We start from the raw sequence: 16,700 nt of genomic DNA, 5'->3' as shown, positions 1-16,700 counted from the left end.
GAAAACAATTCCTTCCAATCTTTCTATTTTGACCAGCATTTTATGCTGGTCTTTTTTATTTCCCACAGAATCAAATGTTACTTTTTTGTAACAATCAATTTTCTATCTATTTGAAATCATTAAACTATTTTAGCTTATTAAATGGTAAATCGCATATTCACGTGATTATCCACTAATAACTTGACCTTTTTTACAATAAGCTATAGCTTGTGAAGTTGATGAAAATAAAACACTCAAAAAATGTTAAATATTTCACAGCTTTTATTGAATAAATATACATAAAACCATAAAAGATGACGCATATTCAGTCATCACTATCAACGTAAGCAGTGTTGATATATCTGTCGGGATGACGGATAAGCAAAGGGAGAATTGCAATGGCTCTTTATGATCCAAGTCTTGAGAAAGACAACTGTGGATTTGGCTTGATCGCGCATATGGAAGGCGAACAAAGCCACAAGCTGGTTCGTACAGCAATTTCTGCACTTGACCGAATGACCCACCGTGGTGGTATTGCCGCCGATGGTAAAACCGGTGATGGTTGTGGTCTTCTATTACAAAAGCCCGATTCCTATTTACGTCTTATTGCCGAAGAAAATGGTTTCAACCTTGGCAAGCAATACGCCGTAGGGATGATTTTCTTCAACCAAGATCCGGTCAAAGCTCAACTCGCTAAAGACATCGTCAACAGAGAACTTGCGCAAGAGACGCTAACAGTGGCCGGTTGGCGTGAAGTACCAACTAATTCAGAAGTACTCGGTCCAATTGCGGCTAACTCGCTTCCAAATATTCAGCAAGTCTTTATCTCTGCACCGGCTGGTTGGCGAGAGCGTGACATTGAACGCCGTCTCTACATCGCACGCCGTCGCATCGAGAAACAAATCACCGAAGATCCTGATTTCTACATCTGTAGCTTGTCGACTCAAGTTTTGGTGTACAAAGGCCTGTGCATGCCTGCGGACTTGCCTCGCTTCTACCTTGATCTTGCTGATCTACGCATGGAATCCGCTATCTGTCTGTTCCACCAGCGTTTTTCTACCAATACTCAACCGCGTTGGCCATTGGCTCAGCCGTTCCGCTATCTTGCTCATAACGGTGAGATCAACACCATTGAAGGTAACCGCCAATGGGCGCGCGCGCGCGCTTACAAGTTCTCGTCACCACTGCTGCCCGATCTTCAAACTGCAGCACCATTTGTGAACGAGACAGGTTCAGACTCCTCTAGCTTAGATAATATGCTGGATCTCTTCTTAGCTGGCGGCATGGATATCTTCCGTGCCATGCGTATGCTTGTGCCGCCTGCATGGCAAAACCACCCAGACATGGATCCGGATCTGCGGGCGTTTTACGATTTCAACTCCAAGCACATGGAACCATGGGATGGCCCAGCAGGTATCGTACTGTCCGATGGTCGTTATGCTGCTTGTAACCTAGACCGAAACGGTCTGCGTCCTGCGCGTTATGTAATTACCAAAGACAAGTTGATCACTCTGGCATCTGAGGTAGGGATTTGGAATTACGCCCCAGATGAAGTTGCCGAAAAAGGGCGTGTAGGTCCGGGTGAATTGCTCGTCATCGACACTCGTAAAGGTAAGCTTTGGCAGTCTAGCGAGATCGATAATGATCTGAAATCTCGCCACCCTTATCGCGAATGGATGGAAAACAACGTTCGCAAACTAACACCATTTTCTCAGTTACCTGAGGATCAAGTAGGCGAGCGCAGCTTTGATGAAGACTTACTTAAGACTTATCAAAAGCAATTCGCGATGACGAACGAAGAAGTCGACCAAGTTCTGCGTGTACTCGGAGAAATGGGCCAAGAAGCCGTTGGTTCTATGGGTGACGATACTCCAATGGCAGTGCTCTCCTCAAAAGAGCGCTTGGTAACTGACTACTTCCGCCAGAAGTTCGCCCAGGTCACCAATCCACCGATCGATCCACTGCGTGAAAAACACGTGATGTCACTGGCGACCAGTATTGGTCAGGAGATGAACGTCTTCTGTGAAACCGATGGCCACGCCTACCGAGTGACCTTCGATTCGCCAGTGTTACTTTACTCAGACATGCAGCAATTGCTTGAGCTTGGTGACGATCACTACCGTAATACCATTCTCGACATCAACTACGACCCACAACAGAAAGATCTCAAACAAGCCATTGATGATCTGTGTGAACAAGCAGAACAGGTCGTACGTGAAGGCACGGTTCTAGTCGTGCTTTCAGATCGCGCTTTAGTCAAAGGCAAGCTGCCAATTCCTGCAGCAATGGCGGTCGGTGCGGTTCAAACTCGCTTGATCGATGCGAACTTACGTTGTGATGCCAACATTGTTGTTGAGACCGCAACAGCACGTGACCCACACCAATTTGCTGTCTTGCTTGGCTTTGGCGCCACTGCAGTTTACCCATACCTAGCTTATGAAGCGCTAGGCAAACTGATTGATGATAAAGCGCTAGAAAAAGACTACCGCGATGTGATGCAAAACTACCAATACGGCATCAACAAAGGTCTGTACAAGATCATGTCGAAAATGGGGATTTCTACCATCGCCTCTTACCGTTGCTCGCAATTGTTTGAAGCAGTTGGCCTGAGCCAAGAAGTGGTCGATTTGTGCTTTAAAGGCGTGACGACTCGTATTGAAGGCGCGAACTTCGACGACTTCCAACAAGATTTGTACAACCTTTCTCGTAAAGCTTGGGCGAAACGTAAAGCCATCGAGCATGGTGGTTTATTGAAATATGTCCACGGTGGTGAATATCACGCCTACAACCCAGACGTGGTTGGCACACTGCAAACTGCGGTTAAATCAGGCGAAAGCAACGATTATCAGAGCTTTGCTAAGCAGGTAAACCAACGTCCTGTTGCCATGCTGCGTGACTTAATGGCGCTGAAAAAATCAGACTCACCGCTACCTTTAGAGCAAATCGAACCAAGCACAGAACTCTTCAAACGCTTTGATTCTGCGGCAATGTCCATTGGCGCACTTAGCCCAGAAGCGCACGAAGCACTTGCAACAGCGATGAACCGCCTTGGTGGTTACTCTAACTCGGGTGAAGGCGGTGAAGATCCACGTCGCTTCGGTACAGAGCGTAACTCGCGTATCAAGCAGGTTGCTTCAGGTCGATTTGGTGTTACGCCTCACTACCTAACCAATGCAGACGTGCTGCAGATCAAGGTCGCACAGGGTGCGAAGCCGGGCGAAGGTGGTCAGTTACCGGGACACAAAGTCACTGCAGAAATCGCAAAACTGCGTTATTCGGTACAGGGGGTGACTCTGATCTCCCCTCCTCCACACCACGATATTTATTCGATTGAAGACTTGGCCCAGCTGATCTTCGACCTAAAACAAGTCAATCCAAACGCATTGGTTTCGGTGAAGTTAGTTTCTGAACCAGGCGTCGGCACCATCGCAACAGGTGTAGCAAAAGCCTACGCTGATCTCATTACCATTTCGGGTTACGACGGCGGTACTGCAGCAAGCCCATTAACTTCAGTGAAATACGCTGGTAGCCCATGGGAATTGGGACTGGCAGAGACACAACAAGCACTGGTTGCTAATGGTCTACGTCATAAGATTCGCCTGCAAGTAGATGGCGGTCTAAAAACTGGTCTAGACGTGGTGAAAGCGGCGATTCTAGGTGCTGAAAGCTTCGGTTTTGGTACTGCACCAATGGTGGCAATGGGTTGTAAGTTCTTACGCATTTGTCACCTCAACAACTGTGCGACTGGCGTTGCAACTCAAGACGAGACTCTACGCAAAGAGTACTTCAAAGGTCTTCCGGAAATGGTAATGAACTATTTCATTGGTCTGGCGGACGAAGTACGCGGATTGCTCGCTGAACTTGGCGTTGAAAAACTGACTGACTTGATTGGTCGCACCGATTTGTTGGAAACCGTTGAAGGTCTGACGGCGAAACAAACCAAGCTAGATCTGTCGAATATCCTTGAGGCACCAGTCTCTCCAGAAGGACACCCTCTCTACTGGACACAGCCAAATACACCATTTGATAAAGCAGAGCTAAACAACAAGATTATCGAAGACGCACTACAAGCGGTTGAAAAACGTCAATCTGCTAGCTTCTTCTACAACGTGATCAACACCGACCGCTCTGTGGGTGCTCGCCTATCCGGTGAAATCGCTCAGCGTTACGGCAACCAAGGCATGGCGGCAACGCCAATCAAACTGCACTTGGATGGCACTGCAGGCCAGTCATTCGGCGTTTGGAACGCGGGGGGCGTAGAGCTTTACCTCACAGGTGATGCGAATGACTACGTAGGGAAAGGGATGGCAGGCGGCAAGATCGCCATTAAACCTCACTTAGGTACAGCGTTCAAGTGTCATGAAGCCACCATTATTGGTAACACGTGTTTGTACGGCGCAACGGGCGGTAAACTGTTCGCGGCAGGTAAAGCGGGTGAGCGTTTTGGGGTACGTAACTCAGGTACGATTGCCGTCATTGAAGGTGCGGGAGATAACGCTTGTGAGTACATGACAGGCGGTATTGTTGCCATTCTAGGTGCAACAGGCGTGAACTTTGGTGCAGGTATGACCGGAGGCTTTGCCTATGTTCTGGATGAAAACCAAAGCTTTGAAGGTCGAGTCAATACTGAATCTGTCGAAGCCATTTCATTGTCCGATCTATACATCCACCAAGAGCATTTGCGCGGCCTGATTGCGGAACACCTTGAAGAAACAGGGTCGAGCCACGCAGAAAATATTTTGGCGAACTTTGATGAATGGATTCCAAAGTTCTATTTGGTGAAACCACAAGCGGCAGATCTTCGCACGCTACTTGGTCACCAGAGCCGCAGTGCCGCTGAGCTGCGCGTTCAAGCCCAGTAATCATGGAGGATGTTTGAATCATGAGTCAGAACGTTTATCAATTTATCGATGTTCAACGCGTAGATCCTGCGAAGAAGCCTATCAAAGTTCGTAAGATCGAGTTCGTTGAAATCTATGAACCGTTTACCAAACAACAAGCGACTGCGCAGGCGGATCGCTGCTTAGATTGCGGTAACCCATACTGTGAATGGAAGTGCCCAGTACACAACTACATCCCTCAATGGCTAAAACTGGCAAATGAGGGACGTATTCTTGAAGCGGTTGAACTATCGCATCAAACCAATAGCCTACCGGAGGTATGTGGGCGCGTTTGTCCTCAAGACCGTCTATGTGAAGGTTCATGCACGCTTAATGATGACTTTGGTGCCGTCACCATCGGTAACATAGAAAAGTACATTACCGACAAAGCGTTTGAAATGGGCTGGAAGCCAGATATGTCCAAGGTGGAGTGGACCGATAAAAAGGTCGCAATCATTGGAGCAGGCCCTGCTGGCTTGGCTGCCGCGGATATCCTAGTGCGCAATGGCGTTAAGCCAGTCGTGTTTGACCGCTACCCAGAAATCGGCGGACTACTGACCTTCGGCATCCCTTCATTCAAGCTTGAAAAAGGCGTGATGGAAAACCGCCGCCGTGTGTTCACTGAAATGGGCGTCGAGTTCCGCATGAACATGGAAGTAGGCAAAGATGTCCAAATGCAAGAGCTGCTTGATGAATACGATGCTGTTTTCTTGGGCGTTGGCACCTATAAATACATGCGTGCAGGTCTAGATAATGAAGATGCGCCGGGTGTGTATGACGCGCTGCCATTTTTAATTTCGAATACCTACAAAGTCATGGAGCTTGAGAACAACCAACCTTTTATCGACATGGCAGGAAAGAAAGTGGTCGTGCTTGGTGGTGGCGATACCGCAATGGACTGTGTACGAACCTCTATTCGCCAAGGAGCCTCCAATGTGATTTGTGCTTATCGTCGTGACGAAGCCAACATGCCAGGTTCACGTCGAGAAGTAAAAAACGCTAAAGAGGAAGGCGTGAAGTTTATGTTTAACCTGCAACCACTCGGTGTAGAGGTCGACGCCTCAGGTAACGTATCGGGCGTTAAAGTGGTAAAAACCGCTTTAGGTGAGCCCGATGATGCAGGTCGTCGCAGACCAGAACCAGTGGAAGGCAGCGAACATGTATTGCCTGCGGATGCCGTGATCATGGCATTTGGTTTCCAGCCACACAAAATGGACTGGTTAGAACCGTATGGTGTCGATTTAGACCAATGGGGACGTATCAAGGCACCTGTTGAGCAAGCGTTCATGTACCAAACCAGCAATGCGAAAATCTTCGCTGGCGGTGATGCGGTCCGTGGCTCAGACCTCGTCGTAACCGCCATTGATGAAGGGCGAAAAGCGGCAGAAGGCATTCTTGATTACCTAGAAGTCTAATCACAGCTAACATCACAAAAAGGATCCTATTATTGGATCCTTTTTCTTTTGTATCCATATAATTAGAAGCAAAACTATAAGAGTAAATACAATGAAAAAAGCCGCTCTCCTTTCCATCACTTTACTCAGCCTTACAGCCTGCAGCCAAGGAGTCACCAGTATGCCAGATCGTTCTCAATCACCTTGTGGTGACAAACCAAATTGCGTTTCAACTCAGGACTCAAGAGACAAGTTTCAATTAGCACCTTTTTTGCTCACTGAGTCCGCAACGTTAGATGCCATTGAGCAAGCCGCGCTTCAACTTCCTGGCGCCAAAACCGCGGTAAAAGAGGGTGATTACCTTCGGATAGAATGCACATCTAAAATCATGCGCTTCGTGGATGACCTCGAATTAAAAGTAGCAGGAGACAAACTGATTGTTCGCTCAGAGTCACGTGTGGGTTATTCTGACTTTGGCGTAAACAGAAAGCGCGCCGAACAATTACGAGAAAAGCTCACTCAAGCTAAGCTCATCAAATAGAAAACTGCTCACGGGGAGTGCTATACTCTCGGCCAACTAAAATATTTACCGAAAGAGAGTGTTATGAAAGTTGGTATCATCGGTGCGATGGAACAAGAAGTGACCATCCTGAAAGAAGCAATCACAAACTGCAAAACCGTAAATAAAGCAGGTTGTACGTTTTTCTCTGGTCAAATTAATGATGTAGAAGTAGTCGTACTACAATCAGGTATCGGTAAAGTTGCAGCTGCAGTAGGCACTACCATTCTTCTTGATGAATACCAGCCAGATGTTGTGATTAACACAGGCTCTGCTGGTGGCTTCGATTCAAGCCTAAATCTAGGTGATGTTGTTATCTCAACAGAAGTTCGTCATCACGATGCAGACGTGACCGCTTTTGGTTATGAAATTGGCCAAATGGCTGGCCAGCCTGCTGCATTCAAAGCGGATGAAAAGCTAATGGATTTAGCAGAAAAGGCACTAGCGCAAATGGAAAACACTCATGCAGTTCGCGGCCTGATCTGTACTGGTGATGCATTTGTTTGCACCGCTGAACGCCAAGAGTTTATTCGTAAGCACTTCCCATCCGTTATCGCGGTAGAAATGGAAGCATCTGCTATCGCTCAAACTTGTCACCAATTCAACACGCCGTTTGTTGTTGTGCGCGCAATCTCTGATGTCGCTGATAAAGAGTCACCAATGAGCTTTGATGAGTTCCTACCGCTAGCAGCAAAAAGCTCTTCTGAAATGGTATTCAAAATGCTGGAACTCATTAAGTAAACGACTCACTCATGGAAGAAGTTTTTCAGTCATTTTATGCCAACGGTGCGCTCCTTATTATGTGGGGCGCACTGCTCTTTCACCTTATTTTACCAATCCCCCGTTCATCGCATCCCATCACTTTATGGCGAAAGTTAGCTGAGAACCTCGCCAACAAAGTAAACAATAATCATAGTTACTCACAGAGCCTGACCTCCGGCAGTCTTGCATTGGGCTTGATGCTATTGCCTTGCTTGATCTTGCTGATTGCCGTGGAGCCATTCGTTTGGCAAGTGCCTTTATACGAACTAGTGCTATTGATCATTGCTTTGGACTGGCGCAACAGCGAAGCCTTAACGAAACAACTCGTCACAAGTATGTCGAGAGAAGACAAAGCTCAGTGCCGACAATTACTAAGACCATACCTTAATCGCGATACTGACAGCCTCTCGATCATCGGCATAGGTAAAGCAAGCTCAGAAGCTATGATTATGGGATACAGCCGCAACGTAATCGGTGTGTTATTTTGGTACGCACTAGCAGGTGGTATTGGTGCGTTAATGTATCGACTAGCCACAGAGTTAGCTCGAGTTTGGTCCCCTAGCCGACGCCAATATTTGCCCTTTGGTAAACCTGCCGTTCAGCTGGTTGCCGCTCTGGATATTATTCCACTTCGTCTCTTTGCCATACTTTTAGCTGTAGGAAAGAACGTAAGCAATGTGCTTTCTGGTGTACAGCAACAAGCGAAGTCTTGGCCACTACCCGGGCCCGCCTGGGTGTTGTGTACCATCGGACACAAACTACAACTCTCTTTATGCGGCCCTGCTATCTATCAAGGTATACGTGCGGAACGCGCAAAAATCGGTGGACGAATCGCCCCATCGGCTATTCACCTTTCACAAATACATACGCTGCTCGTTTGGCGAGTCTTCGTTTGGATAGCTATCCAAAGTCTGCTTTTAGGAATGATTTATCAAGGATTATGATGAATAAACTATGCTTCGCATTAACGCTGTTTGTTTCGACAGCGACCTTCGCTCAAACACCAGCGCAACGCATTGTAAGTTTAGCTCCGCATGCCACTGAAATTGCCTTTGCGGCAGGGCTAGGAGACAAGCTTGTTGCTGTCAGCGAAATGAGTGATTATCCAGAGCAGGCAAAGCAGCTGGAAAGAGTCTCTAATTACCAAGGAATTAAATTAGAGCGCATTATTGCTCTTCAACCGGATTTAGTCATTGCTTGGCCGGCAGGAAACCCGGCAAAAGAGCTGGAGAAAATTAAACAGTTCGGCATTCCTATCTATTATTCCACTACAGGCTCACTGGAAGATATCGCCAATAATATCGAGCAGCTAAGCCAATACAGCGAAACCCCGCAAATAGGACAAAAGGCCGCTGAAGATTTTAGAACGCAACTGAATACACTAAAAGAGAAGTACAACACGCACGAGAAAGTTCGTTACTTTTATCAGTTGAGTGAAAAGCCTATCATCACTGTCGCCGGGAAGAACTGGCCAAGTGAAGTCTTTACTTTTTGCGGTGGTGAAAACATTTTCGCAGCATCCAGCGCGCCTTATCCTCAGGTCAGCATCGAGCAGGTCATCACTCGCCAACCAGAGGTTATTTTTACTTCTCGTCACGCAATGAGTAATGATGGTATGTGGGCAGAGTGGAGCAATGAGCTTCCCGCACTTAGAAATAAACACATCTGGTCTCTAAACTCAGATTGGATTAACCGCCCAACCCCACGCACACTAAATGCGATCACAGAAGTGTGTGAGCACTTTAAAAGCGTTCGTCAAAAACGCTAACGATTTCGTGGCAAATACCGTACAATTTCCGCCCATTTTTTCTCACACTATATAAAGGTACTAAGTAACATGGACTCCATGCTGCTTTATATGATCGATTTGTTCGGTACCGCAGTTTTCGCTATCTCTGGCGTGTTACTGGCGGGCCGTTTAAAAATGGACCCATTCGGCGTTATCGTTCTCGGCAGTGTGACTGCTATTGGTGGCGGAACAATCCGAGACATGGCGCTAGGTGCCACTCCTGTATTTTGGATAACAGATACGACGTACTTATGGGTGATATTTGTTACGTGTCTACTAACCATGCTTGTTATTCGAAGACCCAAGCGACTCTCATGGTGGGTATTACCCGTTTGTGATGCCATCGGCCTTGCTGTATTTGTAGGAATAGGTGTAGAGAAAGCCCTCGCTTACAACGCGTCTGGGATGGTCGCAGTGATCATGGGAGTCATTACTGGTTGTGGTGGTGGCATTATACGTGATGTACTGGCTCGCGAAGTTCCTATGGTATTAAGAAGTGAAGTCTACGCTACGGCATGTATTATTGGCGGCATCTTCCATACGATGTCGGTAAACATGGGTTATGACCACTCAACGGCTTTACTCGCTGGTGTAATCTCAACGCTCATTATACGTCTCGGTGCTATTCGTTGGCATCTATCCCTACCAACTTTCGCAATTAATCGTTAAAAACAAATTACATGATTCGGTCATGGAGTCGACTGAGTGTCGGCTCCTCTCATTTATACTCATTTGATTCGCCAACTCTTGTACAATTCGCTAAATTATTTCAACCATTCCTAACTTTCATTAATCATTATGTTGCTTGAAGGTATTGAGACGTTACTTGTCCTCAGTAAAGAAAAAACCATGAGCCGTACGGGCAGCCAACTCTATATTAGTCAATCTGCGGTGAGTAAGCGCATTTCGAATCTAGAGAAGAAGTTAGGAAAAAAATTGATTGAGCCAAGTGGTCGGCACATAAAGCTGACCTCCGATGGCCTTGCGCTCATCAACACGATCGAGCCAACGTTCAATGAGTTAAGAGGTCAGATCTATGATCAGCAAGAAATAGAAGATACTTCTTTGATCAAGATAGACTGCTCTGAAACCTTAGTCGCTGGATACCTTAGTGTGATCATGGCAGAACGCTTTGCCCACGACCAGTACATACGAATATCGACCAATCATACACCACGCATTATTGAGAACGTCAAATCAGGTAAAGCGACACTGGGATTCTGTGCTGGTTATTTACCGCCTCATCATGGATTAATGAGCTTTCACCTCACTGATGAACCTTTCTCAATCGTCAGTAGATACCCACTTTCGCAACTACCCAAAGCCATTTTGACCAATGACTTAACCAATCCTGCCAATACTTACCAACAAGCTATTTTGTCAAAATACGGAATTGAGCCTTTGATGGAAATGGATTCATACACTGCGGCAGCACAACTGGCTTTGGGCGGAATGGCTCCCGCTTTAATTCCTAAATCTATCCTGAAGACACTTAATATCACACCCAAATTCTGCTATGACTTTGAAGAACTAGGACAGTTAATTCGACCAATACATATCTGCATGCGCCACAGCACATATCGCAGCGAACGAGTTAAAGCACTGACAGAATCCATTGCTGATGTTGTTGCCAAAGAAGTTTCGTTGCCATAAGCATCGACATCACTATAACTAGAGGACGAATCCATTTTTGCCCTTTACTTACCACGACCTTCGCCCCTAACTGAGCACCAAGAAAACCGCCAACAGCCATGGTTAAGCCAAGCTTCCACACTGGCAACCCAGCTAAGATAAAAAAGATTAGTGCCGCTATGTTTGACGTGAAATTGAGGATTTTGGTCCTAGCTGTGGCTTCGACCAAAGAAAAGTGACCTAGTGCAACAAAACAAACAGTAAAAATAGATCCAGTCCCAGGGCCAAAAAAGCCATCATAGAAACCGATCCCGCCACCAATGCATAGCGCAAACATCGCTTCAGATAACTTTGGTTTTCCATCGATTTTTCGCGTACTTGGCGCGAGTAAAAAATAGAGGGAAATGGCTATCAAAAGAACAGGGATCAAACTGGGGAGTACGCTAGCATCAATAAACTGCACAGCCTCGGCACCGATCGCTGCACCAATAAAAGTACAGAGTATCGCGAAACGCATTTCCTTTAAGCTGACAATACCGTTACGCACGAAATACCAGCTAGCAGAGAAACTGCCAAACGAACTTTGTAACTTGTTGGTTGCTAGAGCTTGAGTCGGACTCAACCCCGCAGCCAAAAGCGCAGGGAGCGTAATGAGCCCTCCCCCACCAGCCATCGCATCAATAAAGCCTGCGGCAGTCGCAACCAAAAATAAGGCCAACAAAATCTCAACCGTGATTTCCACTACACTTCCTTTTTGAAGAGGTATCAAAGAGGAAGAAACGGTAGCACTTATTCACAAAACTACCAATGGAAAGTCAAGACACCAATCTATTCCTAATTTTCATCAATCAATGAATCTAGAAAATGATACATTAAAAATATCAATTACATCAAAATATAGAGCCTCACCTCAAGAGTATTTCATTTTTTTGATGGCCAAGAAAAACACTGGCTTAATCTGATAAATTCAACCTTATCAAGAGTGAAAATAATGGATGTTTTAAGGACTCGCCCCTCAATAAAAGAGCAACAGCTACGCTCTCGTATAGAACAAACCGTAAATCTAAAACAGCTCTTCAAAGTCATAGACTCTAGGCCTGAAACTTCGGGGGCAGGGGTTATTTATATCGCAGGTGATTCAACAATAATCTCTCTTCGAAAGTTCAACTCCAGTTGTCGCGTCAACCCTATCAGCATTATTTTAAAAGAGCCGACATCTCCTATGTCCGCCGATAGCTACGCCAAAGAACTTAAGTCTTCGAATAGAGAGTCTAAGTTAGCTTCTGAACTTATTGGAGCAGGCTTAAGCTGTGCTTCAGCAGCTTTAGGTTGGATGGTTGTTATTGGTAGTGTTGGGGCGATTCCAATTTCGGGAGGCACGAGTGCTGCCGTTACTTATTTGGGATACAGTGCGGCGGCTGCCTCTACAGTCCAATGTATGGTGGGCATAGGCAGGAGTGGAGCTGAGGGTTTTGCTCCTGATAAGCTAGATGAACTGGACTCGCAAGCTTGGTATCAAAATACGTCTAAAGCCCTCGATTACATATCTCTGGTAGGTGTTGGGGCATCAGGCACAGCCACAATAAAAGCCATAAGTAATCTACAGAAGAGCTCAGGAAAAAGCTTAAGTGAAGTTTTGAAGGGCTTAAATCGACACGAACGAGCAAGGCTCACTAAAGAAATTTCGAAACAAAACATCCCAAACTTATCTTCAAAAGCCTATAAACAACTAGTACGTTCAGGAAGCGTAAAACGAAGGTTCTCTTCACAAGACATCAGCAATGCCATCCAACTTCAACTAAAAGATGCCATTGGTGCAACTATCAGTTTCGTGGGTAGTGCAACCTCCGGCAACGTCGGTGCTATTGCAGTGGGTGTATACGAGGAGTTTTCCATTGAATAGTAGGGAAAAAGAAGTCTTCGTTCTGTCCGCTAAAAGCATCGCTACAGCTTTAAGTGCAATAATACTGTTAACAATGGGGGGAGGATTAAATATTTTCTTTCTGGATCAACTAATCGATATTTCAAACACTTACGGTCCATTCTACTTGTGGGTAGTAATGATGGGTATTGGTGCACTTTTGGTAACGATTCCATTTGGGATGATCATTATTCATGGTTTAAAGTTTCTAAATCCAATCAATATTTTCAATGCCACGATACAAATTTTCATTGCGATATGTTTTGGGGTTTCAGAAGCAAAATTAGGAGACCTATTCTGGTTGATAGCCCTTGCTCTCCCCATTATTGCTCTTTATTTGATGAATACTCCTTCCTACAAATGCTTCATAACCTTTTACTATGAACTAGCTCAGAGTCGTAGAGAGCATCGAAGACGAATGAAAAATATCAACAAGTAGAACAAGTTGCTTAATAAAACAAAAAAGCCCGCTCAAATGAGCGGGCAATGAGGTTGTCATGTAAGCCCTGATTAACGAGCTTACTGATTTTTATCTGTTACGCGTCTAGACTCGCTTTCACTTTAGCGTGTAACTCTTGAACCGAAGTTACTGACGCTTTTGCGTCTGCAGTGTGAGACATACATGTAGCGAACGCTGCGTTCAGTGTCGTTGTGTAGTTCACTTTCTCTGCCAGTGCGCCGCGACGTAGAACTTTCGAATCTTCAATCGCTTGACGACCAGCTGCCGTGTTTACAATGTAGGTGTATTCGTTGTTCTTGATGCGGTCAAGAATGTGTGGACGACCTTCGTGTACTTTGTTTACCAAACGTGGGTTAATACCCGCTTCGCCCAGAATTACAGCAGTACCGTGTGTCGCATCCAACTGGTAACCCAGTTTCACTAGCTTAGAAGCTAGGTCAACAACACGCTCTTTATCGCCTTCACGTACAGACAGTAGCGCACGACCACCTTCAGGGTAAACTGCACCACAACCTAGCTCTGCTTTCGCGTAAGCTTCTGCGAACGTTGCACCAACACCCATTACTTCACCTGTTGAGCGCATTTCTGGGCCCAATAGAGGGTCAACACCAGGGAATTTGTTGAACGGCAGAACCACTTCTTTCACTGAGTAGTAAGGAGGGATAATCTCTTTAGTAAATCCTTGTGACTCTAGAGATTGACCCGCCATTACACGTGCAGCGATTTTCGCTAGAGGTGCACCTGTCGCTTTCGATACGAATGGTACCGTACGAGCAGCACGAGGGTTCACTTCGATTAGGTAAACGTCGTTGCCTTTCACAGCAAACTGCGTGTTCATCAAACCGCGTACACCGAGTTCGAACGCCAGCTTCTCAACTTGCTCACGCATCTTGTCTTGAATTTCCTGACTTAGCGTGTATGCAGGCAGTGAACATGCAGAGTCACCAGAGTGAACACCCGCTTGTTCGATGTGTTCCATGATACCGCCGATAACGACGCGTTCACCGTCACAGATAGCATCAATATCAACTTCGGTTGCATCATCCAAGAAACGGTCTAGTAGAACTGGAGACTCGTTCGATACGCTTACTGCTTCGTTGAAGTAGCGACGCAGGTCTTGCTCGTCGTATACGATTTCCATCGCACGACCACCGAGTACATAAGATGGACGAACAACTAATGGGAAGCCAATTTCTTTCGATTTTTCAACCGCCTGTTCCATCGTTGTTACTGTCGCGTTTTCTGGCTGAAGTAGACCTAGACGGTCAACAGCTGCCTGGAAGCGTTCACGGTCTTCCGCACGGTCGATAGCATCTGGGCTAGTACCAATGATTGGAACACCAGCCGCTTCTAGAGCACGAGCCAGTTTAAGTGGCGTTTGACCACCGTACTGAACAATCACACCTTTTGGTTTTTCAACGCGAGCGATAGACAGTACATCTTCCAGAGTTACTGGTTCGAAGTACAGGCGATCAGACGTATCGTAGTCAGTAGATACCGTTTCTGGGTTACAGTTAACCATAATGGTTTCGTAACCGTCTTCACGCAGCGCAAGTGATGCATGAACACAACAGTAATCGAATTCGATACCTTGGCCGATACGGTTTGGACCGCCACCAAGAACCATGATCTTATCTTTGTCTGTTGGGTTTGCTTCACATTCTTCATCGTAAGATGAGTACATGTAAGCCGTGTCAGAAGAAAACTCTGCTGCACATGTATCCACACGTTTGTAAACCGGATGAATATCAAACTGCTCACGAGCACGGCGAATTTCACTTTCAGCGACACCAAGCAATTTAGACAAGCGAGCATCAGAGAAGCCTTTGCGTTTCATCTGACGAAGCACTTCTTTGGTCAAACCTGCGTAGCCGCCCGCCTTGACTTGTTCTTCGAGTTTTACAATTTCTTCGATTTGAACCAGGAACCAGCGGTCGATTTGAGTCAAGTTGAACACTCCGTCGACTGACATACCCGCTCGGAATGCATCGGCGATGTACCAGATACGCTCTGCACCTGCTTCTTTAAGTTCGTGACGAATCTTAGTCAGTGCATCTGGTGCTTCCAGATCGACCATCTCATCAAAACCAGTTGCGCCAACTTCTAGGCCACGCAGTGCTTTGTGAAGAGATTCTTGTTGGTTACGACCAATCGCCATTACCTCACCAACCGATTTCATCTGAGTTGTCAGACGGTCGTTTGCGCCAGCAAATTTCTCGAAGTTAAAGCGAGGGATCTTAGTTACGACGTAGTCGATAGTTGGTTCAAATGACGCGGGTGTTGCACCACCTGTGATGTCGTTTTGTAGTTCGTCTAGCGTAAAGCCAACAGCCAGTTTCGCGGCAATTTTCGCAATTGGGAAGCCTGTTGCTTTTGATGCTAGCGCAGAAGAGCGAGATACACGCGGGTTCATCTCGATGATGACCATACGACCATCTTTCGGGTTGATACCAAACTGTACGTTTGAACCACCTGTTTCAACACCGATTTCACGCAGAACAGCTAGCGATGCATTACGCATAAGCTGGTATTCTTTGTCAGTCAGTGTTTGTGCTGGAGCAACCGTGATTGAGTCGCCCGTATGGATGCCCATTGGGTCAAAGTTCTCGATTGAACATACGATGATACAGTTGTCCGCTTTGTCACGAACGACTTCCATTTCGTACTCTTTCCAACCGATTAGTGACTCATCGATAAGAAGTTCGTTAGTCGGAGATAAGTCCAGACCGCGACGACAGATTTCTTCGAACTCTTCTTTGTTGTACGCGATACCACCACCAGTGCCACCCATGGTGAACGATGGACGAATGATACAAGGGAAGCCAACCATATCTAAAACTTTGTAAGCTTCTTCCATGCTCTTCGCTGTATCTGCGCGAGGACACTCAAGGCCGATAGACTTCATCGCTTTATCAAAACGAGAACGGTCTTCCGCTTTGTCGATTGCATCAGCCGTTGCACCAATCATCTCTACGCCAAACTCTGCGAGAACGCCGTGCTTCTCTAAGTCTAACGCACAGTTAAGTGCAGTCTGGCCACCCATGGTTGGCAAAACTGCATCTGGACGTTCTTTCTCGATGATCTTACGTACCACTTCCCATTGGATTGGCTCGATGTAAGTTGCATCAGCCATCTCTGGGTCAGTCATGATCGTCGCAGGGTTCGAGTTAACCAGAATAACTCGGTAGCCTTCTTCACGAAGTGCTTTACACGCTTGTGCGCCAGAGTAGTCAAACTCACATGCCTGACCGATAACAATCGGACCAGCACCAAGAATTAGAATACTTTGAATGTCAGTACGTTTTGGCATTATCTACTACTCCG

Annotated in this window: 12 protein-coding genes; 10 read left to right on the top strand and 2 right to left on the bottom strand. The window is 46.3% G+C overall.

The genetic code is table 11. The annotated features are described in order from the left end of the window. The first annotated feature begins 377 nt into the window (after window positions 1-377). From gltB to NB463_RS07140, 8 genes are all read left to right on the top strand, one after another. Window positions 378-4,841 carry a glutamate synthase large subunit gene (gltB, locus tag NB463_RS07175; RefSeq protein ID WP_258432292.1) on the top strand — a complete coding sequence of 1,488 codons (4,464 nt, stop codon included), beginning with the start codon at window positions 378-380 and terminating at the stop codon, window positions 4,839-4,841. Between the two features lie 20 nt (window positions 4,842-4,861). Next, the gene (locus tag NB463_RS07170) at window positions 4,862-6,274 is read left to right on the top strand and encodes an FAD-dependent oxidoreductase (RefSeq protein WP_167426889.1); all 1,413 of its coding nucleotides are present in this window, start codon (window positions 4,862-4,864) and stop codon (window positions 6,272-6,274) included. Window positions 6,275-6,365: 91 nt separating this feature from the next. Then, window positions 6,366-6,794, top strand: coding sequence for a DUF1499 domain-containing protein (locus NB463_RS07165; RefSeq protein WP_041852996.1), 429 nt, complete (start codon window positions 6,366-6,368; stop codon window positions 6,792-6,794). A gap of 63 nt (window positions 6,795-6,857) precedes the next feature. Then, window positions 6,858-7,553: a 5'-methylthioadenosine/S-adenosylhomocysteine nucleosidase gene (mtnN, locus tag NB463_RS07160; RefSeq protein WP_005396324.1), complete on the top strand. Its 696-nt coding sequence runs from the start codon at window positions 6,858-6,860 to the stop codon at window positions 7,551-7,553. An 11-nt stretch (window positions 7,554-7,564) separates the two neighbouring features. Beyond that, on the top strand, window positions 7,565-8,518 hold the full coding sequence (locus tag NB463_RS07155; RefSeq protein ID WP_258432293.1) for a cobalamin biosynthesis family protein: 954 nt from the start codon (window positions 7,565-7,567) through the stop codon (window positions 8,516-8,518). Continuing rightward, entirely contained in the window at window positions 8,518-9,342 is an 825-nt protein-coding gene (btuF, locus tag NB463_RS07150) for a vitamin B12 ABC transporter substrate-binding protein BtuF (protein ID WP_012842144.1), read from the top strand. Before NB463_RS07155 ends, btuF begins: the two co-directional genes overlap by 1 nt. 69 nt (window positions 9,343-9,411) lie before the next feature. Beyond that, on the top strand, window positions 9,412-10,032 hold the full coding sequence (locus tag NB463_RS07145) for a TRIC cation channel family protein (RefSeq protein ID WP_258432294.1): 621 nt from the start codon (window positions 9,412-9,414) through the stop codon (window positions 10,030-10,032). A gap of 129 nt (window positions 10,033-10,161) precedes the next feature. Further along, window positions 10,162-11,016 (top strand): LysR family transcriptional regulator, encoded by an 855-nt coding sequence (locus NB463_RS07140; protein ID WP_053808582.1) that lies wholly within the window; start codon window positions 10,162-10,164, stop codon window positions 11,014-11,016. Here the strand turns inward: NB463_RS07140 and NB463_RS07135 are convergent. After that, on the bottom strand, window positions 10,958-11,737 hold the full coding sequence (locus NB463_RS07135; protein ID WP_258432295.1) for a TSUP family transporter: 780 nt from the start codon (window positions 11,735-11,737) through the stop codon (window positions 10,958-10,960). The two genes, NB463_RS07140 and NB463_RS07135, sit on opposite strands and share 59 nt — an antisense overlap. Window positions 11,738-11,986: 249 nt before the next feature. On the opposite strand from NB463_RS07135, the gene NB463_RS07130 reads away from it, so the two are divergent. Both NB463_RS07130 and NB463_RS07125 read left to right on the top strand, forming a co-directional pair. Next, window positions 11,987-12,898 (top strand): hypothetical protein, encoded by a 912-nt coding sequence (locus NB463_RS07130; RefSeq protein WP_023584955.1) that lies wholly within the window; start codon window positions 11,987-11,989, stop codon window positions 12,896-12,898. Then, entirely contained in the window at window positions 12,891-13,355 is a 465-nt protein-coding gene (locus tag NB463_RS07125) for a hypothetical protein (RefSeq protein WP_053808580.1), read from the top strand. The genes NB463_RS07130 and NB463_RS07125 overlap by 8 nt, the downstream gene beginning before the upstream one ends. A 97-nt stretch (window positions 13,356-13,452) precedes the next feature. On the opposite strand, the gene carB is transcribed toward NB463_RS07125, so the two are convergent. Next, window positions 13,453-16,686, bottom strand: a complete 3,234-nt coding sequence (gene carB, locus NB463_RS07120; protein ID WP_258432296.1) for a carbamoyl-phosphate synthase large subunit — start codon at window positions 16,684-16,686, stop codon at window positions 13,453-13,455. Window positions 16,687-16,700: the final 14 nt, after the last annotated feature.

The organism is Vibrio sp. RM-41-2B (assembly GCF_024744415.1).
GTDB lineage: Bacteria > Pseudomonadota > Gammaproteobacteria > Enterobacterales > Vibrionaceae > Vibrio > Vibrio diabolicus.
The sequence above is the reverse complement of the archived record's forward strand: the minus strand, read 5'-3'. Positions and strand labels throughout refer to the sequence as shown.

Coding starts and splice junctions, on each gene's coding strand:
- mtnN (WP_005396324.1), top strand. CDS start 6,858: ATGAAAGTTGGTATCATCGGTGCGATGGAACAAGAAGTGACCATCCTG.
- carB (WP_258432296.1), bottom strand. CDS start 16,686: ATGCCAAAACGTACTGACATTCAAAGTATTCTAATTCTTGGTGCTGGT.
- NB463_RS07170 (WP_167426889.1), top strand. CDS start 4,862: ATGAGTCAGAACGTTTATCAATTTATCGATGTTCAACGCGTAGATCCT.
- btuF (WP_012842144.1), top strand. CDS start 8,518: ATGAATAAACTATGCTTCGCATTAACGCTGTTTGTTTCGACAGCGACC.
- NB463_RS07145 (WP_258432294.1), top strand. CDS start 9,412: ATGGACTCCATGCTGCTTTATATGATCGATTTGTTCGGTACCGCAGTT.
- gltB (WP_258432292.1), top strand. CDS start 378: ATGGCTCTTTATGATCCAAGTCTTGAGAAAGACAACTGTGGATTTGGC.
- NB463_RS07165 (WP_041852996.1), top strand. CDS start 6,366: ATGAAAAAAGCCGCTCTCCTTTCCATCACTTTACTCAGCCTTACAGCC.
- NB463_RS07155 (WP_258432293.1), top strand. CDS start 7,565: ATGGAAGAAGTTTTTCAGTCATTTTATGCCAACGGTGCGCTCCTTATT.
- NB463_RS07140 (WP_053808582.1), top strand. CDS start 10,162: ATGTTGCTTGAAGGTATTGAGACGTTACTTGTCCTCAGTAAAGAAAAA.
- NB463_RS07130 (WP_023584955.1), top strand. CDS start 11,987: ATGGATGTTTTAAGGACTCGCCCCTCAATAAAAGAGCAACAGCTACGC.